General features: G+C 57.6%; 13 protein-coding genes. 2 read left to right on the top strand and 11 right to left on the bottom strand.

What is annotated here, in order from left to right; translation table 11 throughout:
- The first annotated feature begins 141 nt into the window (after positions 1-141).
- Together B5F38_RS03670 and B5F38_RS03665 are read left to right on the top strand one after the other, a co-directional pair.
- Positions 142-2,013 (top strand): Ig-like domain-containing domain, encoded by a 1,872-nt coding sequence (locus B5F38_RS03670; protein WP_087407975.1) that lies wholly within the window; start codon positions 142-144, stop codon positions 2,011-2,013.
- Between the two features lie 22 nt (positions 2,014-2,035).
- A complete protein-coding gene (locus tag B5F38_RS03665) occupies positions 2,036-2,839 on the top strand; it encodes a DUF3108 domain-containing protein (RefSeq protein ID WP_087407974.1) in 804 nt (267 codons plus the stop codon).
- 10 nt (positions 2,840-2,849) lie between these two features.
- Here the strand turns inward: B5F38_RS03665 and B5F38_RS03660 are convergent, their stop codons facing one another.
- From B5F38_RS03660 to B5F38_RS03610, 11 genes are all read right to left on the bottom strand, one after another.
- On the bottom strand, positions 2,850-3,767 hold the full coding sequence (locus B5F38_RS03660) for a WYL domain-containing protein (RefSeq protein ID WP_087407973.1): 918 nt from the start codon (positions 3,765-3,767) through the stop codon (positions 2,850-2,852).
- A 199-nt stretch (positions 3,768-3,966) separates the two neighbouring features.
- Positions 3,967-6,297: a type I DNA topoisomerase gene (gene topA / locus B5F38_RS03655; RefSeq protein ID WP_087407972.1), complete on the bottom strand. Its 2,331-nt coding sequence runs from the start codon at positions 6,295-6,297 to the stop codon at positions 3,967-3,969.
- A 130-nt stretch (positions 6,298-6,427) separates the two neighbouring features.
- Complete coding sequence (locus B5F38_RS03650; RefSeq protein WP_087407971.1) at positions 6,428-8,095, bottom strand: TonB-dependent receptor; 1,668 nt, start codon at positions 8,093-8,095, stop codon at positions 6,428-6,430.
- 22 nt (positions 8,096-8,117) lie between these two features.
- Positions 8,118-11,132, bottom strand: a complete 3,015-nt coding sequence (locus tag B5F38_RS03645; RefSeq protein WP_087407970.1) for a tetratricopeptide repeat protein — start codon at positions 11,130-11,132, stop codon at positions 8,118-8,120.
- Between the two features lie 2 nt (positions 11,133-11,134).
- Entirely contained in the window at positions 11,135-12,391 is a 1,257-nt protein-coding gene (locus B5F38_RS03640) for a peptidase U32 family protein (RefSeq protein WP_162611669.1), read from the bottom strand.
- Between the two features lie 12 nt (positions 12,392-12,403).
- Positions 12,404-15,019 carry a DNA mismatch repair protein MutS gene (gene mutS, locus B5F38_RS03635; RefSeq protein ID WP_087407968.1) on the bottom strand — a complete coding sequence of 872 codons (2,616 nt, stop codon included), beginning with the start codon at positions 15,017-15,019 and terminating at the stop codon, positions 12,404-12,406.
- Positions 15,020-15,171: 152 nt separating this feature from the next.
- A complete protein-coding gene (locus B5F38_RS03630; RefSeq protein ID WP_087407967.1) occupies positions 15,172-16,293 on the bottom strand; it encodes a DUF5009 domain-containing protein in 1,122 nt (373 codons plus the stop codon).
- Between the two features lie 134 nt (positions 16,294-16,427).
- Positions 16,428-17,831, bottom strand: coding sequence for a CotH kinase family protein (locus B5F38_RS03625; RefSeq protein WP_087407966.1), 1,404 nt, complete (start codon positions 17,829-17,831; stop codon positions 16,428-16,430).
- A gap of 63 nt (positions 17,832-17,894) precedes the next feature.
- The gene (locus B5F38_RS03620) at positions 17,895-18,365 is read right to left on the bottom strand and encodes a T9SS type A sorting domain-containing protein (protein ID WP_087407965.1); all 471 of its coding nucleotides are present in this window, start codon (positions 18,363-18,365) and stop codon (positions 17,895-17,897) included.
- 176 nt (positions 18,366-18,541) lie between these two features.
- Entirely contained in the window at positions 18,542-20,083 is a 1,542-nt protein-coding gene (locus tag B5F38_RS03615) for a YifB family Mg chelatase-like AAA ATPase (protein ID WP_087407964.1), read from the bottom strand.
- A 33-nt stretch (positions 20,084-20,116) separates the two neighbouring features.
- Positions 20,117-21,187 carry a DUF4369 domain-containing protein gene (locus B5F38_RS03610; RefSeq protein WP_158096836.1) on the bottom strand — a complete coding sequence of 357 codons (1,071 nt, stop codon included), beginning with the start codon at positions 21,185-21,187 and terminating at the stop codon, positions 20,117-20,119.

The following is a 21,187-nucleotide window of genomic DNA, read 5'->3' as shown; positions in this document are numbered from 1 at the left end:
GAATACTTGTTTTTAGTTTTAGTCTCGGCTTTCACTATCTTTATCTATCTTTGCAACGAATAGATAGAATTATCCGGCAAAACAGAACAAAACTTGTTTTTGTTCTTATTTATAGTACCTTTACACTCAAAACCGTTGACAATGAATTTGAAACGACCTATTTCCCCCACGACCGCCTATCGGTTTGCCGCCGCTCTGGTGCTGGTGCTGTCGATATACTCCTGTGCCAATATGTCGAGACCCGGAGGAGGGCCCCGCGACGAGACCCCGCCGCTGTTCGTCAAGAGCACCCCGGCTCCCGGCGCGCTGAACGTGTCGAAACAGCGGGTCGAAATCGAATTCGACGAAATCATCCAGGTCGAAAGCCCGGGCGAAAAGGTGATTGTATCGCCCCCGCAAAAGGACATGCCCGAAATCCGGGCCCTGGGGCGCAAGGTGACCGTAGAGCTCAAAGACTCGTTGCTGCCCAACACCACCTATACCATCGACTTCTCAAACTCGATTGTCGACAACAACGAGAAGAACCCGCTCTACAGCTTTGCCTACTCCTTCTCGACAGGCCCCACCATCGACTCGCTGCAGGTGTCGGGCATCCTGCTCAATGCCAGCGACCTGGAGCCGGTGACCGGCATGCTGGTAGGATTGCACAGCAACCTCGACGACTCGGCCTTCCAGAAGCTGCCGCTGGAGCGAATCGCCAGTTCCGACGAACTGGGGCACTTCACCATACGCAACGTGGCCCCGGGCAAATATCGGCTCTTCGCCCTCAAGGACCTCAACCGCGACTACAAGTTCGACAACCCGTCGGAAGAGATTGCCTTCTTCGACTCCATCGTCGTGCCTACGGCCGATGTCAAGCTGCATGTCGATACCCTGTGGAAGGACAGTGTCACCATCGACACCATCATCGAGTACAACCACACCCACTTCTACCCCAACGACATTCTGCTCACCTCGTTCAACGAGGGGTTTCAATCGCAATACCTCGACAAGACCGAGCGCACCGACCGCCGCCGGCTCAATATCTACTTCAAGGCTCCGGCCGACTCGCTGCCCCGTCTGAAGCCGCTCAACTTCGAGAGCGACGACTGGGCCATTCTCGAGCGGTCGCCCCACAACGACAGCCTGCAATACTGGATTAAGGACTCGACCATCTACAACATGGATACCCTGCTCTTTGCCGCCGAGTACCTGCGCACCGACTCGCTCCGGGAACTGTCGCTCTACAACGACACGCTCAAGTTCACCATGAGGCGATACAAGAACACCAAGAAAAAAGAGAAGAAGAAAGAGGAGGGCGACTCGATCGAGGCTCCCAAAATCGAATTCCTGCAGATGAGCTCCAAGACGAGCGGCTCGCTCGACCTGTACCGCCCGCTGCGATTCTCCTTTGCCGAACCGCTGCAGAGTTACGACCGGGGCAAGATTCACCTCGAGCAGAAACGCGATACGCTGTGGATTCCCGTAGCCGACTCGCTTGTCACCTTCCAGCAGGACTCGATAGCCATACGCGACTATACCCTCTCCTACAAGTGGACGCCAGGCGAGGCTTACCGCGTGGTGATGGACTCGACCGCCTTCACCAATATCTACGGGCTTTTCACCGACGACTACACGCAAGAATTCAAGGTGAAGGCTCTCGAAGACTATGCCAACCTCTACCTTGCCATCACCGGAGTTACCGACTCGGCCATCGTCGAGATTCTCGACTCGGGCGACAAACCGGTGAGGTCGGCTCCTGTCGTCAACGGAGGGGCCGAATTCATGTACATGAACCCGGGCACCTACTATGCCCGACTCTACATCGACAGCAACGGGAACGGCAAATACGATACCGGCAACTATGCCGAGAAGCGACAGCCCGAAGAGGTGTCGTACTACCCCCAGGAGCTGGAACTGAAGGCCAACTGGGACATCGAACAGGAGTGGGACATATACGCCACCCCCGTCGACCGACAGAAGCCCGACAAAATCAAGAAAAACAAACCCAAGGAGAAGAAACGAAGTTACTGACCTGCTTAACTCTTACAAGGCCATGTGTACCCAGAGTCATACGTCTATCGTTGCAAAGGCACGCCTCGCCGTGCTGACACTCGCTCTCCTCGCCGGCAGCCTGCTGTCGGTCACGAGTTCCCAGGCACAAACCTTACCGGGAGTGCAACCCGAGAACCTCACTTACGACATCATCTACCAACTGGGGTTTCTCTGGAAACGGGCCGCCACGGCTACCTTGCAGCTGACCGTCCGCCCCAACAGCTACCACTCGGTGATGACGGCGCGCACGCTGCCTTTTGCCGACAACATCTTCCGGGTGCGCGACACCCTCGTAGCCGACATGCGCCGCAACAGCAACCTGCTGCCCATCTACTATGCCAAGCTCGCCGACGAGGGCGGTACCTACCGCAAAGACGAGGTGCACTACTCCCATACCGAATCGGCTACCACGGGGAAGATACGGCTCTACCGACCCAAGCGGAATGCCATCGAGGATTACACCCTCACCGAGCCGGGCATCGTCTACGACATGCTCAGCATCTTCTATGTGATTCGGGCCTTCGACTTCAGGGCCATGACCATGAACCAGCTCTACAAGACCAAAATCTTCTCGGGAAAAAGCCTCGAATACCTCGACATCGAGTATCTGGGACAGGAGATTCTCAAACAGAACAAAAAGGAGTACAGCACCTTCAAGGTGCGGTTCCGATTCTACGATACTTCGGGCAAAAAGACGAGCGACAACATCTCGGCCTGGATCAGCACCGACTCGCGGCGCATCCCCCTGAAGGTGGAGGGCAAACTGGCGCTGGGCTCGATGAAGGCGGTCTATACCGGCGATTGAGCCACGTGGCTCAACGCTGTGACAACGGACCCCGATAACCGGCCAGACTCTCGGCCAACCGCGCTGCCACCGCCTCGCGCAACGACTGCGGAGCCAACACCTCGGCTTGCCAGAAACTCAGGGCATAGAGCTCCTGCACCAGGTCGGGGGTAATCTTCAACCGGTAGCGGAAAACCGAATGGCTGTCGCCGCGCTCGCTCTCGACCTGGCTCTCGTGCAACGGCAGCGTGCGCAGGTAGTTGGCCTGGAGGGCCGAGACCCGCAACACCACCTCCTCGGCCGGCTGCTCGCCGTAAGTAATGCCGAAACAATCCTTGAAATAGTCGGCCGGCTCGAACCCCTCGGGATAGACAAAGGTGCGGTCGCTCAACTCGAGTGAGGTCACGCGGTCCAACGCATAGGTCTTGATTCTGCGCTCTCCTGCCGGGAGGCCCACCACATACCACCGCTGCCTGAAGAGCTTCACAAAGTAGGGGGCCACCAGCGTGCGCGACCCCGTAATCCGGCGGAACGAATGGTACGAGAGCCACACCATGCGGCTCTCCTTCATCGCCTCGAAGACCTGGCGCAGGAACTTCTGTCCCGAAGGGATATTCTCCAGCACGATGCGGTCGCGCAGCTCCTGACTCTCGTTGAGCAGGGTGTTGACCGAGAGGGTATTGAGCGCCCACACCCGGGCACCGTTACCCTCGAGGGCCTCGGGGTCTTCGATGTAGTATTCGTAGGTCGAGGGGTCGCACTCGATATTCACGTCGAACATCTCCTGTATCGCCTGCCGGTAATTCATAAAGGTACGCCGCGCCATCGGCTTCCCCTCGGAGTATTCGCTTCGCATCCACAACTCGTCGATCTCTCGACGGGTGAGGCGGCCGTAGCGTTGCAGCAGGTCGATAAGCCACACATATCGATTGAAAAGCTCCTTTGCCATACACGCTCTGTTTTATCTTTTCCAAAAATAAGCACACCTTTCGAAATTTACCTCATCTCTGCGGCAAATTGTGCGACACCCCGTCGGCCGGGCCTGCCACAGGGTACCTCGTATTCTCAAAAAGAGTGCTCAAAAAAAGACAAACGCTTTGCTCCCCGGTTGGGGACAAAGCGTTCGCTGCAATAGGATAAACCGCCTCTTATTTCGTCGATTTCTTGCGGACCGGTTTCTTCTTGGCCGGTGCCTTGTCGGCCTCCTCGATAATCTTCATGCAGTCGGCAAAAGAGAGCGAGGCGGGCTCGGTGCCCTTGGGCAGTTTGTAATTCTTTTTCTTGTAGGCGATGTAGGGGCCGAAGCGTCCGTTCAACAACTCGAGCTCGGGGTCTTCGTCGAACTTCTTGATGAAGCGCTGCTTCTCCTCCTCGCGCTTGTGCTCGATCAGGGCAATGGCCTCGTCGAGCGTCACGCCCTGCGGGGTGTACTCCTTGGGCAACGACACATACTTGCCGTCGTGCCGGATATAGGGACCGAAGCGACCGATACCTACCACCACCGTCTTGCCCTCGTAGTCGCCCAGCGTACGGGGCAGCTCGAAGAGTTTCAAGGCTTCGTCGAGGGTGATGGTGCTCATCGACTGACCCTTGAGCAGCGAGGCGAACAGGGGCTTCTCCTCGTCATCGGGGGTGCCTATCTGTACCAGCGGCCCGAAGCGGCCTATCTTCACCGACACGGGGCGGCCGCTCTTCGGGTCGGTACCCAGCACACGCTCGCCCACCTTGTGCTCCAGACGCAGCGCCATGGCACTCTCGACCACGGGGTGGAACAGTTTGTAGAAGTGGTCTATCTCGTCGCTCCACACGGTCTTGCCCTCGGCAATGTCGTCGAACTGTTGCTCGACGTTGGCCGTGAAATTATAGTTGAGAATCTCGGGGAAGTATTCGGTGAGGAAGTCGGTCACCACCACACCGATGTCGGTAGGCAACAACTTGCCCTTATCGGCGCCGGTAATCTCGCTCTTCTCGACCGCACGGATATTGCCCTTGCTCAGCGTAAGCAGGTGGTACTTGCGCTCGGTCCCTTTGCGGTCGCCCTTCTCGACATACTCGCGTTGCTGGATGGTCGAGATGGTGGGCGCATAGGTCGACGGACGGCCGATACCCAGCTCCTCGAGCTTGCGTACCAGACTGGCCTCGGTGTAGCGGGCGGGAGCCTGCGAGAATCGCTCGGTGGCGGTAGCGGTCGAGAGGGTCAGCGCCTCGCCTCGGGTCAGGGGGGGCAGCATCTTGTCGTTGCTCTCGGCATCGCCTTCGTCGTCGGTCGACTCCATGTACACCTTCAGGAAACCGTCGAATTTCAGCACCTCGCCTACGGCTACGAAATACTCCTTGCGCCCCGATATGGTGATGGTCGCCGTGGTCTTCTCCAGCTCGGCGTCGCTCATCTGCGAGGCGATGGTACGTTTCCAAATCAATTCGTACAACCGCTTCTCCTGCGACGACGAGTTGATTTCGCGGTGACTGATGTAGGTGGGGCGGATAGCCTCGTGAGCCTCCTGTGCCCCCTTGGTGTGGGTATGGTAGTTGCGGGTGTGGAGATATTTCTCACCCAGCGTTTTGATGATTTCGTCTTTGGTCGTATTGAGGGCGAGCGACGAGAGGTTGACCGAGTCGGTACGCATGTAGGTAATGTGTCCGGCCTCGTACAACCGCTGGGCCACCATCATGGTTTGGGCCACCGAGAATCCCAGTTTGCGGGCCGCCTCCTGTTGCAGAGTCGAGGTGGTAAAGGGGGCTGCGGGCGACTTGCGGGCGGGTTTCACCGTCACATCGCCAATCGAGAAAGCGGCCGTCTTGCAGGCCTCGAGCAGAGCCATCGCCTCGGCTTCGGTCTTGAGCCGCTGGTTCAACTCGGCCTTCAGCACCTCACCGCCGGGCAGGACAAACTCGCCCACTACCCGATAGGCAGCCTCGGGCTTGAAGGCGGCGATTTCGCGCTCGCGCTCCACAATCAGCCGCACGGCTACCGACTGCACCCGACCGGCCGAAAGTGCCGGTTTCACCTTTTTCCACAGCACCGGCGAGAGCTCGAAGCCCACGATGCGGTCGAGCACCCGGCGTGCCTGCTGGGCATCGACCCGGTGCATGTCTATATCGCGCGGATTGGCTATGGCATGCAGAATGGCATCTTTGGTAATCTCGTGAAACACGATACGCTTGGTCTTCTCGGGCTTCAGCTTCAGCACCTCGAACAGGTGCCAGGCAATAGCCTCTCCCTCGCGGTCCTCATCGGAAGCCAGCCACACCATATCGGCCTTGGCGGCCTCGGCCTTGAGGGTGTCGACCACCTGCTTCTTGTCGGCAGGTATCTCGTAAATAGGTTTATAATGGTCGTTAATATCTATGCTGAAATCTTTTTTCTTCAGATCCCGAATGTGACCATAGCTCGAGAGGACCTCGTAGTCCTTTCCCAGAAACTTCTCTATTGTTTTAGCCTTTGCCGGAGACTCTACTATTACCAAATTCTTCGCCATACACGCAACTTTCGTTCAAATTTTGCGCAAAAATAGGAAATCGAATTGTAAAACAGCCTTTTTTTCTACTTTTTTATTAAATAATGTATAGCCCGAGTATCGGAGACAAAGGTACCGCAGAGAGCGGGAATCAGAATTTGAAATCGACTCCGAACATGAAACTGATTCCCTGAGCCGGCATACCGTAGGCGATGTCGTATTTACGGTTCAACAGATTGTCGGTGAGACCATAAAGCGAGAACCAGGAGGTGAAGGCATACGAGGCTTTCACATGCACGAGGTGCATGTCGGGGATGGCGCCCAGCACGCCGTATTTGCGCACGGCGGCAAAGTCGTAACCCGCCTCGAGCGAGAGTTCAGCGAGCGGATTGTAACGCACATTCACCCCGCCTTGCCATTGCGGCCGATCATACGATACCACCTGACCGCCGCCCGTGGTGGTCCAGCGGCAATAGTCGACCCGGGCCGAAGCCTCCCACAGGGTACCGTAGCGATACGAGAGGTCGAGACCGGCTTTCCAGGCATAGGCATCGATACCCCAGAAGCGCGACACGCCGGTAAACTGGCCGTTCACGGTCTGTTCGGGCTCGAGGAAAAGAACATTCTTACCGATTTCGTAGCCGCCCGAAATACCTATCGAGAAGCCGCGCAGGGCGTTGACCCGCAGCCCCAGCCGGGCATCGAGCGGAGTATAGCTGTTGTCGACCACGGCCGAGGGATTGAAGTAGAGCGTACGGGCCGATACCCGATGCCAGGTATTCAGTTGCTTGCCTCCGGTGAGTAGGGTGTAGAACTGCAGGTCGGGCACGATGGTCCAGTCGAAACGCACATCGGGGGCAAAGCGGAAGATGGTGCCGTTGTTGAACGAGATGTCGGCCTTCACACCGGCCGAGAGCGACACCCGGTCGTTGTGCCAGCTGTACCGCGGATTGAGCGACAGCATGCCATAGCCCGATGCCGACGGCAACCGGTTGTAGCCCACATAGTCGAACACGCCGTCGAGTGCTATGTCGCTGCTGGGGTCGATGGGGGCCACGAGGGCGAAATCGGCAGCTACCACATTTTCGGCAGCCCCCTTGTCGCCTTGCAGATAGCCCCGCTGGTAGCCATACCGATAGTAGGCCAGCGATGCCGAGTAGCGCAGTTGGGCATCGGGGTTGCTGGAGGCGATGCGGCTCTTGAGGAAGAAGCGGTTTATCTCCTGCCCGGGCGAGGCGATGCCCTGCACACCGGGGAAACGCAGGCCGTAGTAGTTGAACGAGTCGTACCGATAGCCGCCCCGTATACCCAGGTCGAGCTTCTCGAACGAATGGCGATAGTCGGCCACCACCCGCTCTTCGAGCTGCCTCATCGTACGCGAGGTTTCATAGCCCGGCAGAGTCTGGTTGTAGTCTACCGAGCCGCAGGTCGAGCGGTGTTGCAGCCACACGCCCAACTGGTCTTTCTCGCTTTGCAGGATGCGGTAGCCGGCATTGCCCACCATGTTCCAGTAATTGCCCAGACCGAAATCGAAATAGCCGCGCTTCAGGTTTTCGCGGGCCGGGTCGCCGAAACCGCCGGCCGGCAACAACACGGCGCGGGCCTCGAGCGGGGCCGGTACCGTCCAGTCGCTGTACTGTATCGACTGCCGGGTGACCGTAGGCGCCTCGACCTCGGGGAGGGTGTTGATTTTCGAGGCATCGCGCACGATGGGCGTAAAGTCTTTCTCTATGGTTACTTCCCGACGCAGCGAGTCGGCCTGCTGTGCCGACAGGGCGAAGGGAATGATCAGTATCGTCAAAAAAGAAAACCGTTTCATAAGTTACATGTATTGAATCGTTCTACTCCGTTTTTCCCAATCGGGCCAGCCGCTCGTCGATACGGGCACTTATATCGTCGTCGCTCGCCGGATAGTTGTTGCGCAGGCTCTGCAGATACTGCCGGGCCTGGAAGGTCTCGCCCCGCTTCTCGTAGATGTCGGCCATGAGCAGGAAGCCCCGGGCCAGCCAGTAGCTGTGCGGGGTGCCCTTGTCGATAAAGGCGTTCAGGGTCTTCTCGGCATTGTTGAGGGCTTTGTTGTCGAACTGATATTGAGCCAACAGGTAGGCACTCTGTGCGCCATACTCCGACCGCGTATCCTGGGCCAGTTCCTGCCAGTCGGCGGCAGCCTTCTCGCCCTGCCCGCTGTGGGCACAGGCATCGGCCCGGGCAAAGAGTACCTCCTGCCGCAGGTCGGGCGACAGCTTGCTCTCGCCCAGCAGACCTTCGGCGGCAGCGAGTACCAGGTCGTACTGCTGCTTGTTGCGGGCTATGCGCAGCATGCCCAGCCAGGCCGCCTGCTTGTTCTCGGCCGTCGTGGCCTTCTTCTCAAGGGCCTTGAAACCTTCGAGAGCCTCGTCGTAACGGCCATTCAGATAGAGGATTTCGCACTTACGGGCCAACGACTCCTCGCCAAACTCGCCGTCGGGACTGTGGGTCACCACATAGTCGAACGAGGCGAGGGCCTTGTCATACTCCTTGGCGGCAAAGGCAGCCTGTGCCACATAGAAGTGGGCCGGCACCACAAAGGCCCCACCCGGGTAGTTGCGCAGATATTTCTCGAGCGAGGCCGCCCCCTTGCCCGTCATGTAGGTGCGCTCGGCAGCCATGTAGGAGAGCGAGTCGAGTTCGCCCACGGGTGCCTGTTCGGCCAGCCCCACGCGGTTGAGGTAAGTGGCATAGGCATCGACGGCATCTTTCTCGACATAGACCGACTTGAGGTCGGCCACGGCCACACGGGCCTCTTCGCTGGTAGGATAGCGCTCGATTACCTGCTGGTAGGCGGCTACCGACTCGTCGGTCTGGCCGTTGTTGAAGTAGACCATGCCCAGCTGCAGGCCGCCCTTACGGGCTATCGCGCTCTGGGGATAGTTGTCCATCAGCTGGCGGTAGCTGGCTATGGCCTCGTTGTTGCGGTTGAGTATCGTATAGGCTTGTCCCTTTTCGAACCAGGCATTGGCCAGATAACCCGAGCGGGGATACTGGGCGATGAGCTGGTCGAGCAGTTCGATTTTACGCTCCTGATTTTTCTGCAACCCGGCCATGAATGCCTTCTGGAAGAGGGCGTAATCGCCGCCGGCCGGATAGGTCTGCTGCGCCTGTGCGTAATATTGCTCGGCATCGGCATAGCGACGGGCGTAGTAGTAGCAGTCGCCGGTACGGGCATAGGCATCGGCCACCATGCGCTTGTCGGCCCCCGTCTGTGCCGAGAGGTAACGCGAGAAGCCGTCGAGCGCCTGCGCGAAGTTGTGTTGCTTGAACTGGCAATAGGCCCAGTCGTACCAGGCCAGGGCATACATCTCGCTGCGCTTGTCCTTGCAGGCCGAGAGGAATGCCGAGTAGTTGCGGGCCGCGGCACCGTATTGCTCCTGACGATACAGGCACTCGGCGAGCCAGAACGAAGCCTTGGCGCGGATGTCGGCATCGTAGTTGCCCACGCCGATAGCCTGGGTGAAAAGCTGCCGGGCCTCCTCGATGCGGGTATTGGCAAACGCCTCGGTACCCAACTGGAACAGGATGCGCTGCTTGGCGGCCAATATCTTGCTGTCGGGCCGCTGTATCTTCTCGATTGAAGCCAGGGCCGACCGGTAGTTGCGGGTAGTCATATAGACCTCGACCAGGTAGTCGTTGATGCGGTCGGCATAGCGCGACTCGGGGAACTCGTTGAGGAAACGCTCGAACACCCCCACCGAATTGTCGAAGGGCGAGGCCGACCGGTCGTAGAGACAGAGGGCGTAGTTGTAGAGAGCCGTCTCGCGCACCTGAGTGTCGTAGTTGCCCTGCGAGGCCATCTCGAAGGCCATGCGGGCGTTGTTCTTGTCGCCGGCCCGCAGGTAAGCCTGCCCGATGTAGAGGTAGGCATTTTGCGACAGGGCATCGTCGGTGGCGGTCACCCGTCCCAGATAGTTGATGGCCCGCACATCGTCGCCCTGACGATAGGCCATCACACCCATCGCATAGAGGGCCGAGCGTTGCGGCTGGCCAGTGCGTTGCAGATAGCGCTCGAGGTAGTCGGCGGCCAAGGTGTCGTTGCCTTCGTGGTAAGCACTCTCGCCCAACAGACGAAGCAACTCGGTATAGGCATCGGCATCGGTCGTGGTGTGCGAGAGCAACTCTTTACCCTCGCTCAACACCTGGGCAAAACGCTTCTGCTTGAAGTAGATTTGCAGCATGTGCAGCCGGGCCGAATAGCCGTATCGGGCATCGCCCGAGACCTTGGCAAAGTTGCTCAATGCCACCCGGTCGTCGCCCTCGTTCATCTGGATATAGGCCAGATAGAAGGTAGAGCCGGTTTTGAATTTATCTTTCCCGATGAGAATCTGAAAGAGCGGTTTGGCCGATGCGGGCTCGCCGGTCTTCAACAGCGAACAGGCGGTGCGGTAACCCCAGCGGTCCTCCTCGTCGCCGGTGAGCAGACTCACGTTGATCGAGCGGTAGGCCTTCAAGGCCCGGGCATACTCCTGCCGGTCGTAATAATAGTCGGCCAGAGCCAACCGCGCCTGCAGAGTGTGCGACGACTCGGGGTATTCGCGCAGGAAAGCCGTCAGCAGACTTACCGTCTGCGGCGAATGGTTGCGGGCCTCGGCCAGCGCGATATACCAGTCGGCCGTCTCGCGCAACTCGCGCGGCAGGTCGCCCTGGCGCGCCTCCTGCATCACATCGGAGCAACCCACGTAGTTCTTCTCTTCGAAGAGAGAGATACCCCTGTTTATCAAAGCCTTGTAATCGTCGTAGGCCGGCACGCCCTGTTTCGTGGCCGCGAGCTGTCCCACACAGGCCATTCCCAAGATTGCTGCAATCGCTCGTTTCCTGAACATAACTATTTCGATTTAAGTTCCGAACTATCTACCCATTTATACAATTTGTCCGACGGACGTATCTTCTCGTCGACCCGCATCGAGAAGCGGTCGCCCTTTACGGCGGTCTCGACCGGTTTCAGGTCGACCCGTATCTCCTCGACCTTGCGGAAGAGGGCTCCGGTCGTGGGCCCGGTGATGACCACCTCGTCGCCTACGCTCAGCGACCCGCTCTCGAGCAGAAACTCGGCCACCCCCAGGTTGGAGAAGTATTTCACCCCCTTGCCTATGTAGACCTTGCGCTTGGTGGCCGCCGACCCGTAGTTGTGGGTCCACTCGCCCAACCGCTGCCCCAGGTAATAACCGTTCCAGAAACCCCGATTGAAGACGGTGGCAAGCCGCTGGTCCCAACCGGCTATCTTCTCGTCGGTGAAGTCGCCGGCCAGACAGGCATCGATAGCCTCGTTGTAACACGAGACGACGGTACGCACATATTCGGGACCGCGGGCACGCCCCTCGATTTTGAACACCCGCACGCCGGCATCGATGAGTTTATTGAGGAAGTGTATGGTTTTCAAATCTTTCGGCGACATGATATAGGCGTTGTCCACCTCGAGCTCGTCGCCGGTCTCCTTGTCTCTTACCTCGTAGGAGCGGCGGCAAATCTGCATGCAGGCTCCCCGGTTGGCCGAGGCATTCATCTCGTGCAGGCTCAAATAGCACTTGCCCGAAACGGCCATGCACAGGGCCCCGTGGCAGAACATCTCGATACGCACCGGCTCGCCGCCCGGCCCCACGATGTGGTCGCGCTCGATGGCCTCGTGAATGCGGGTGACCTGCTCCAGATTCAACTCGCGGGCCAGCACCACCACGTCGGCAAAGCGGGCATAGAAACGCAGGGCCTCGGTATTCGAGATATTCAGCTGGGTCGACAGATGCACCTCGACCCCCACCTCGCGGGCATAGGTCATGGCGGCCACGTCGCTGGCGATAATGGCCGTGAGTCCCGCCTCCTTGGCCGCATCGACAATGCGGTGCAACAGGGCGATGTCTTCGTCGTAGATGACGGTATTGACCGTGAGGTAGCTCTTGATGCCGTGCTCGTTGCAGATGCGCACAATCTCGTGCAGGTCGTCGATGGTAAAGTTGTTGGACGAACGGGAGCGCATGTTCAGCCCCTCGATACCGAAGTAGATCGAGTCGGCCCCTCCCTGTATGGCGGCAGCCAGCGAGTCGTACGAACCCACGGGTGCCATAATTTCAAAATCGCTTCTCTTCATCATGAATCACTGTTATTTCCCGGTGATTATCTTTTTTATCTCATTCAGTTTGTTCAGGGCCTCGACCGGCGTGAGGTTGTTGATGTCGGTCCGCAGAATCTCGTCGCGCACCTGCGAGAGCACGGGGTCGTCGAGCTGGAAGAAACTCAGCTGCACGCCACCGCGCGACGAGGCAATCTCGGCCGTAGGTTTGGCCAGCCCCGTCTGCCGGTTCTCGTCCTCGAGCTGTTTCAATATCTGGTTAGCCCGCTTGACGATGCTCTGGGGCATGCCGGCCAGCTTGGCCACGTGGATACCGAAGCTGTGTTCGCTGCCGCCCCGCACCAGTTTGCGCAGGAATATCACCTTGTTGTCAATCTCCTTGACCGAGACGTTGTAGTTGACAATGCGCTTGTAGGTGCGTTCCATCTCGTTGAGCTCGTGGTAGTGAGTGGCGAATAGGGTCTTGGCCCGTGCCTTGGGATGCTCGTGTATGTGCTCGACGATGGCCCAGGCAATGGAGATGCCGTCGTAGGTACTGGTGCCGCGCCCCAACTCGTCGAAGAGCACGAGGCTGCGTTCCGACAGGTTGTTGAGGATGTCGGCCGCCTCGGTCATCTCGACCATGAAGGTCGACTCGCCCAGCGAGATGTTGTCCGAAGCCCCCACGCGAGTGAATATCTTGTCGACAATGCCTATGCTGGCCGCCTCGGCGGGGACGAAACTGCCTATCTGCGCCATCAGCACAATGAGGGCCGTCTGCCGCAACAGGGCCGACTTACCGGCCATGTTGGGACCGGTAATCATCATGATCTGCTGCTTGTCGTTGTCGAGCTCCACGCTGTTGCTAACGTAGCTCTCGCCCGGGGGCATCTGCTTCTCGATGACCGGGTGGCGCCCCTCCTTGATGTCGATGGTGAGCGAATCGTTAATCTCGGGGCGGATATAGCGGTTCTCGACGGCCGACTTCACAAACGACAGCAGGCAGTCGAGCCGGGCTATCAGATTCGAGTCGAGCTGGATGGCCGGGATGAACTCGGTGAGGGCCAGAATCAGGTCGTTGAACAGCTGGGCCTCCAGCGAGAGTATCTTCTCCTCGGCCCCGAGTATCTTCTCTTCATACTCCTTCAGCTCCTGGGTGATGTATCGCTCGGCATTCACCAGGGTCTGCTTGCGCACCCAGTCGGCCGGCACCTTGTCCTTGTGGGTATTGCGCACCTCGATGTAGTAACCGAACACGTTGTTGTAGCCCACCTTGAGGCTGGGGATACCCGTGCGGTCGCTCTCGCGCTGCTGCACGTGCAGCAGGTAATCCTTGCCCGAGGTAGAAATCTCGCGCAGGTCGTCGAGTTCGGCATTCACCCCCTTGCGGATGATGCCGCCGCGGTTGGAGACGTTGGGCGCATCGGGCACAATCTCCCGCTCGATGCGGTCGCGTATGCTCGCGCAGCAGTTGAGTTGCTCGCCTATGCGTTGCAGCACCGGCTCGTCGCTCTGCTCGCACACCGCCTTGATGGGCTCGATGGCCTGCAGGGCCACCTTGAGCTGCACCACCTCACGGGGCGAGATACGCCCCACGGCCACCTTCGAGATGAGCCGCTCCATGTCGCCGATGGTGTCGAGCTGCGGGTCGATAACCTCGCGAGCTTCGGGGTGACGGAAGAAGAACTCCACGCCGTTCAACCGGTCTTCGATAGGCTTCACATCCTTCAGAGGAAAGATAATCCATCGCCTGAGCATGCGGGCACCCATGGGGGTGACGGTGCGGTCGATGACGTCGAGCAGACTCTTGCCCCCCTCGTTCATGGGGGCGAGCAGTTCGAGGCTGCGCACCGTAAACTTGTCGAGGCGCACATAGCGCTCCTCCTCGATGCGGGAGAGCGAGGTGATGTGCGAAATATGGGTATGTTGGGTAATGTCGAGGTAGTGAAGCAGCGACCCGGCCGCAATGATGGCACAAGGCATGTTGTGCACGCCGAATCCCTTGAGGTTCTTGGTCTCGAAGTGGCGCAGCAGGCGGTCTTTGGCAGCATCTTCGGTATAGACCCAGTCGTCGAGTTCGAAGGTGAAGAAGCGGCTGCCGAAATGCTCTTCGAAGAGTTTACGCTTGGTGCGCTCGAACAGCACCTCCTTGGGGGCGAAGTTGCCCAGCAGTTTGTCTACATAGTCGTAATCGCCCTCGGCAGCCAGAAACTCGCCGGTCGAGATGTCGAGGAAAGCCACGCCCACCTTGTTGTTTTTCCCGAAGTGAACGCCGGCCAGGAAGTTATTCTCTTTATGGTCCAGTATATTGTCGTTGATCGACACACCCGGGGTCACCAGCTCGGTGATACCCCGCTTCACCAGCTTCTTGGCCAGCTTGGGGTCTTCCAGCTGTTCGCAGATAGCCACCCGCTTGCCGGCCCGCACCAGTTTGGGCAGATAGGTGTCGAGGGCATGATGCGGGAAGCCCGCCAGCTCGACATATTGCGCGGCACCGTTTGCCCGACGGGTAAGCGTAATTCCCAGAATCTCAGATGCCACGATGGCATCGTCCGAAAAGGTCTCATAGAAATCCCCTACTCTGAAAAGCAATATAGCATCGGGGTGCTGGGCTTTCATCTCGATATACTGCTTCATGAGCGGAGTTTCAACAATTTCCTTGGCCACGATTTATTCTTTTATCTTCTTGTTTCTATCCTGTTTAAGAGAAACAAAGATAACGGTTTCGGCCGAATTTGTGAAATTAAAAAAATGTAAACGCCGTTTTATTCCCTCCCGGAAACCCGACAACGGTGCAGCCGGGAGCTCCCGGCGCACCGCTATACCTTCAAAAATATCTGTTTGCGATACAGAAAATAGAGGAAGACCCAGCAACAGACCACATACCCCGTACGAAGGAACACCTCGCCCACCGGCTCTCCAGCATATTCGCCCGCCCAATGGGCCAGCCCGCCGAACAAGAAACGGTTCAGATGCGAGAAACCTATCATCGGCTGGGCCAGATAGATGGTGATGGAGTTGAGCCCTATCACCCGAAAGAAGAGAGTCCACGACCGCCAACCTCGCACGTCGACCACATAATAAAAGAGGGCAAACAACAAGAACGAGAGTCCGCCGGCAAAACAGGTAAACGAGCTGCTCCACAGAATTTTATTAATAGGGAATACCTCGTTCCACATCACGCCCAGGGCAACCAGTCCCACACCTGTTGCAGCCAGCCACAGGCTCTTCCGAGCCCCGCTCCCCAAACGGGCCGACCGTACCATCTCGCCGGCATACATACCCAACAGGGCCGTTACTATGGCAGGCAGGGTACTCAACAATCCCTCGGGGTCGAAACAGCCATCGTTCAACCGGCCCGGCAACAGAATGCGGTCTATGTATCCCGCCAGATTGCCTTCGGGCGAGAAAGGCGAGGCTCCCGGAGCATCGGGAGCCGGGACAAACGCCAGCAACAGCCAGTACACCACAAGAATAAACACGATGAGTCCATACTGCAACCGCTTCGGCAAGCGCATGTAAATCCAGGCCCCGACCATCCAGGCCACCCCTATGCGACCCAGTACACTGGCCACCCGCAAATCGGCAAAATCGAACTGCAACAGGCCGTTATAGACCATGCCCAACACCACGAGGGTCACCCCCCGTCGCAATACTCGCAGGCCGATGCGGCGGTCGGGCACCCCTCGGCTGCGCTGCTTGGCCAGAGAGAACGGGAAAGAGATACCGGCGATGAAGAGGAATAGAGGAAAAATCAGGTCGTGTTGTGTAAACCCATGCCAAGCCGTATGCGACATCTGCCCGGCAAGCCAGTCGCCCACGGCTGTCGGGTAACACCGGTTCAGGGCTACAACCAGCGGAGCAAACCCCATGATAAACAGCATGTCGAATCCCCGCAAGGTATCCAACGACAACAATCGTTCTTCTCTCTTCGTGTCCATATTCCTACTCTTTTTTATATGGTATACAGGCAACACTTCCGATTTGTCCAACCAAACAGGAGAAAAATGAAGCGGAGGGGCTACCCTCGCATGGGCCGGCCCCTCCGCCTTATGTCATCACGGTTTATCCGCTATCAGTTATACAATCCGAAGTTCTCGTGACCCGAGATAAACTCCATGCGGTTTTGTATCCACTCTTTCAATTTGTCGAGGTTTTCTCTAAAATGAAACGACCCCTCGGTTCGGCCCGGTTCGGCCGGCCATATCAACCCATTCTCTATGGCCGACGGCTCTATCGTGTCGGCATATTCATCGATATACTCCAACAGCAGAGGATAAAGCGAGGTCTTGAAATGGTCGAATTTCTCCTTATAGAGAGCACGAAACTCGGGAGTAGAACAGATTTTTTTCAAGAAATCGGCATGTTGCCCTTGTTGAAAAGGCTCCAGCAACGGCAAGGTAGGCTCCTGATTTTCCACCCCGTCGTTGTAGGTAAAGGCCCAGTCAAAGTCCCAAATGGGGCCGAAATGATAAACATCGTCGAGACTCGCCTTATACAAATAAAGGCTCTTCGGCCACACGGGCTCGCGATTGCCGCACACGTTATAGACTATCAGGTAGTTGACAAGCGACTCCATATCGAGACTGGTAGAGAGATCCTCGCCCATAAAAACCTTGCGCTCAAACTCGGTAAAATCATCGCCCCAGGTGGTCAACAGCGACTCGGGGGTCACCCCCTTCAACTCGGCAATTTCGCTCAGGTCGGGATCTTTCACCATCATGGGCAGGTTGTAGTAGCGCGACCAGAACTTGTAGTCCTCGTCAAAGTTGGTATCCATCTCAAACAAGATGCCAGTCTCTTCGTCGATATCGACACTCGCCCCCGTGATGCCAATCTTCTCGGTGATGAAGTATGCCCCCTTGAAGATACCGTTGAAATAGACCCGTATCGGCTGGCAATGGTTGGTATAGGGCATCTCGAGCAACTGGCCTATCTTCAAGGCGATGGCATTCCGCATGAGCGTACAGTCGATGTAGTTGGCAATCAAGGCATAGCTCTTGGCTTTGGCCAGACCGCAAATGGCAATCTTCTTGTCGAATTTCAACCGATAGGGTTTCTTCACATAGTTCCAGGTACTGTTGCCCCGCCCCTTGATCGAGACGGCCGTAGGTTCCAAATCGTCGACTACACCGTTGCCGTCGATACTGATCATGGCATCGAGGTAGAGCTCCTTGTCATAGAGTTCGCTCAAGTTGGGATAGTCGGGTATCGTGATGTATACGGTGGGGACATTCGTGCCCACGGCACAGCGGTCTATATCGGAGAGAGCTACCGACAAGCGGTTCTCTTTCGTGTTGACAATGAGACTGTCGAGCGAATCGTCGCTATCGGAGAGGCGATGTGTCATCTCGGTAATCTCCGTAGCCTTTACCGAATTGAAATCGACATCGTTGTGGTATATGTGAAGCCAGGGGTGAGCCTGTTGGCCGTATACCCAAAGCGGCAGCAACAGGAGAAGGAGGAATAGTTTTTTCATGTTTTTCTATTTGAACTACTGGTATGATATTCTTTTATTTATTACAACTCTCTATCGGAAGGATTACCCTCGTGGAGCGACGATAATCTTGCGCGACACCTGGCCATAGTTGACCACATAGACCCCACCGGGCAACCGGTCGAACGCCAGACGGAACTCGCCGTCGACCTGTGCGTCGGCCACCACGCGGCCGTTCAGGTCGTATACCCGCACTGTCGTTCCGGCGGGCAATCCGTTTATCTGCAACGACTCGGCTGTCACGACAAAGGTCTCGGCCGTGACCTCCTGAATACCCGAAATGGCCCGCTTGGTATAGCGAAAACCCGAAATATCGGCCAAGGCAAAACTGTTGTCGGTCTCTGCACTCTCAAAAACGAGGGCATCGTCGGCAAACCGCATCGTCAAATCGGGAGAGAGCACCACGCTCACCACCGTGTTGTCCTTGTACTCCACATCGATTACCTTTTTCAGGGTGTCGGAGTACAGCATAAAATTCAGGCATAAGAATATGCCCAACAAGCCTATTTTCTTCATTGCTAATGTTATGATGGTTATATTTTTCAGTTATCAGTTTAAGGATTCTCAATTGCATCATCTTCCCGCGAAGGACATCAAGGTCTCCTTTTCGCGGCAAAAATAGATATTTTTCTTAAATTGTCTTTATCCCTATCCCGGTTATCTGCTTCGCCGGCGAAAAAAACGCCCTTTACTCAACGGTCGCCCCAGTTCTCGCGGTCGAGGTTGCGGTAGTTCACCGCCTCGTTGATGTGCTGCACCTGCACCGTCTCGCATCCGTCGAGGTCGGCAATGGTGCGAGCTACCTTCAAGATACGATCGTAGGCTCGGGCCGAGAGGTGGAATCGCTCCATGGCATCCTTCAGCCGTTTGAGCCCGGCGGCATCGGGTGCGGCATAGCGGTTCAGCAGTCGGGGAGTCATCTGGGCGTTGCAGTAGATGCCGGGATACTCGGCAAAGCGGGCGGCCTGAACCTCCCGGGCGGCCACAACACGCCGACGTATCGCTTCGCTCGACTCGGCCGGACGGGTATCCGATATTTTTTCGAAGGGTACGGGCACAATCTCTACCTGTATGTCGATGCGGTCGAGCAGCGGACCCGATATTTTTCCCAAATAACGCTGTATGGCCCCCGGGTTGCAGATGCACTCCTTGTCGGGGTGGTTGTAATAGCCGCAAGGGCAGGGGTTCATCGAGGCTACCAGCATCACACTGGCCGGATATTCAATCGAATATTTGGCCCGGGCGATGGTGATTTTGCGGTCTTCGAGCGGTTGGCGCATCACCTCGAGTACCTGACGCGAAAACTCGGGCAGCTCGTCGAGAAAGAGCACCCCGTTGTGAGCCAGCGAGATCTCGCCCGGCTGGGGATAGGCACCGCCACCGACCAGCGCTACCGACGAGATGGTGTGGTGCGGAGCCCGGAAGGGGCGTTGCGACAGCAGTGAACTACCCCGCTCCATACGGCCGGCTACCGAGTGTATCTTGGTGGTCTCGAGGGCCTCTTGCAGGGTGAGCGGCGGGAGTATCGACGGCAACCGCTTGGCCATCATCGACTTGCCTGCCCCCGGCGGACCTATGAGTATGATGTTGTGCCCGCCCGCAGCAGCGACCTCGAAGGCACGCTTCACGCTCTCCTGCCCCTTCACGTCGCTGAAGTCGAGGTCGAAACGGGTACACTCCTTGAAAAATTCGGCCCGGGTGTCGATGACGGTCGGTTCCAACTCCACCTCTCCATCGAAGAAACGGATCACCTCGGTGAGGTTCTCCACCCCGTAGACCTCGAGGTTGTTCACCACGGCCGCTTCGCGCACATTGGCCTTGGGGATAATCAACCCCTTGAATCCCTCCTCGCGGGCCTTGATGGCGATAGGCAATGCCCCCTTGATGGGGAGAATGGAACCGTCGAGCGAGAGTTCGCCCATGAGCATGTAGTCGCCCAGGCGGTTGCTCTTCACCTTGCCGTCGCTGGCCAGGATGCCGATGGCCAGAGGCAGGTCGTAAGAGGCCCCCTCCTTGCGGATGTCGGCAGGCGACATGTTCACAATGACTTGTCGACGTGGAAATTTATAGCCGTTGTGCTCTACGGCCGAGACAATGCGTTCGTGGCTCTCCTTGACTGCCGCATCGGGCAGCCCCACCATGAGAAATCGAATCCCCTGCGAGCAGTTCACCTCGATGGTGACGACCAGGGCGTCGATGCCCTGCACGGCTGCTCCGAAAACTTTCACCAACATAGTAATAGATTTAAGCAGGTTATATACACCCGATTAGGGTTTAATCATCCGGTCGATGCAGGCCCGGGTCGAGTCGGGCGACAGACCTCGTGCCACCACCCGGCCCGTCGAATCGGCTACCAACAGATAGGGCAGGCGGTGTATGTCGAGCCACTTCACCCCGGCATAGAGGTAGCCCCCCTTGGCCCACAACCGGGTCCACTGCACGGTGTCGGGGGATACCGTCCGGCGCCATACGGCACTGTCGCGGTCGAGCGACACATCTATCACCTGCACGGCGGTATCGTAGCGGGCGGCCATATCGCCCAGGAAAGTTTCGTAGCCGCGGGTCCCGGCCGTCTCGGCTGCCCAGAAACAGAGCAGCGTGGCCCGGGCCTCCTGGGCATCGATTATCCACGAGGTATCGGCCACCGTGACCAGCGAGAGGTAGGGCAATACCGAATCGGCTTTCAACGTATTCTCAAACTCCCGATAGCGCACCAACGGAACTCCGGCCCCACCGGCCAGCACCCCGGGGTCGAGCAGGGCAATGAGCGAATCGCAACGGGCCTGATCGGCCTCGCCCAGCAGATAGTTGCTCAACAGGATGGCACTCACGGGCGAGTCGCGATGCTTGCCCACATAGTCGGCCACCACCCCCTGCAGCTCCCGGCACAACTGTTCGTACCGAGGGGTGCGCGAACCCGAAGCCGAGGCGTTACGCTCAGCCAGCCAGGTTTGCAACAGCTCCTTGTTCTCCTGGTTGAACTTGAACAGCTCCTTGTTCAGCGAACTGCCCTTTACCTTCAGGCCGAAGGGGTCTTGCCCGTCGCCCGAAAGCTCGATGCGGTCGCCGTTCTGCACATAAATCTGGGTAAACGGAGTCTTGTCGAAATAATAAAACTGAATGGGAATAAGCTCGGCCGACGAATTTTTAAAGGCGATATATCCGTTTTGCGGACGCAGGGTATCGACCACGATACCGCTCTCGGTGCTGTAAACCGCATAGACAGGCCGACCGCCCAGGTTGTTGAGGGTCCCCTCGACCGAAAACTCGTGACTTTTGCCTCCACAACCGCTCAACAGCAGCACACCCACACACAATATTGCGCCTATTTTGCTCAT

Origin of the sequence: Barnesiella sp. An22, assembly GCF_002159975.1 — a bacterium.
Lineage (GTDB): Bacteria > Bacteroidota > Bacteroidia > Bacteroidales > Barnesiellaceae > Barnesiella > Barnesiella merdigallinarum.
Note: the sequence above shows the minus strand (reverse complement) of the source record. Positions and strands in the feature narration are given on the sequence as shown.

Bases quoted from the DNA above. Each gene is read 5' to 3' on its own strand.
- B5F38_RS03670 (WP_087407975.1), top strand. From the start codon at position 142: ATGAATTTGAAACGACCTATTTCCCCCACGACCGCCTATCGGTTTGCC.
- B5F38_RS03665 (WP_087407974.1), top strand. From the start codon at position 2,036: ATGTGTACCCAGAGTCATACGTCTATCGTTGCAAAGGCACGCCTCGCC.
- B5F38_RS03660 (WP_087407973.1), bottom strand. From the start codon at position 3,767: ATGGCAAAGGAGCTTTTCAATCGATATGTGTGGCTTATCGACCTGCTG.
- topA (WP_087407972.1), bottom strand. From the start codon at position 6,297: ATGGCGAAGAATTTGGTAATAGTAGAGTCTCCGGCAAAGGCTAAAACA.
- B5F38_RS03650 (WP_087407971.1), bottom strand. From the start codon at position 8,095: ATGAAACGGTTTTCTTTTTTGACGATACTGATCATTCCCTTCGCCCTG.
- B5F38_RS03645 (WP_087407970.1), bottom strand. From the start codon at position 11,132: ATGTTCAGGAAACGAGCGATTGCAGCAATCTTGGGAATGGCCTGTGTG.
- B5F38_RS03640 (WP_162611669.1), bottom strand. From the start codon at position 12,391: ATGAAGAGAAGCGATTTTGAAATTATGGCACCCGTGGGTTCGTACGAC.
- B5F38_RS03630 (WP_087407967.1), bottom strand. From the start codon at position 16,293: ATGGACACGAAGAGAGAAGAACGATTGTTGTCGTTGGATACCTTGCGG.
- B5F38_RS03625 (WP_087407966.1), bottom strand. From the start codon at position 17,831: ATGAAAAAACTATTCCTCCTTCTCCTGTTGCTGCCGCTTTGGGTATAC.
- B5F38_RS03620 (WP_087407965.1), bottom strand. From the start codon at position 18,365: ATGAAGAAAATAGGCTTGTTGGGCATATTCTTATGCCTGAATTTTATG.
- B5F38_RS03615 (WP_087407964.1), bottom strand. From the start codon at position 20,083: ATGTTGGTGAAAGTTTTCGGAGCAGCCGTGCAGGGCATCGACGCCCTG.
- B5F38_RS03610 (WP_158096836.1), bottom strand. From the start codon at position 21,187: ATGAGCAAAATAGGCGCAATATTGTGTGTGGGTGTGCTGCTGTTGAGC.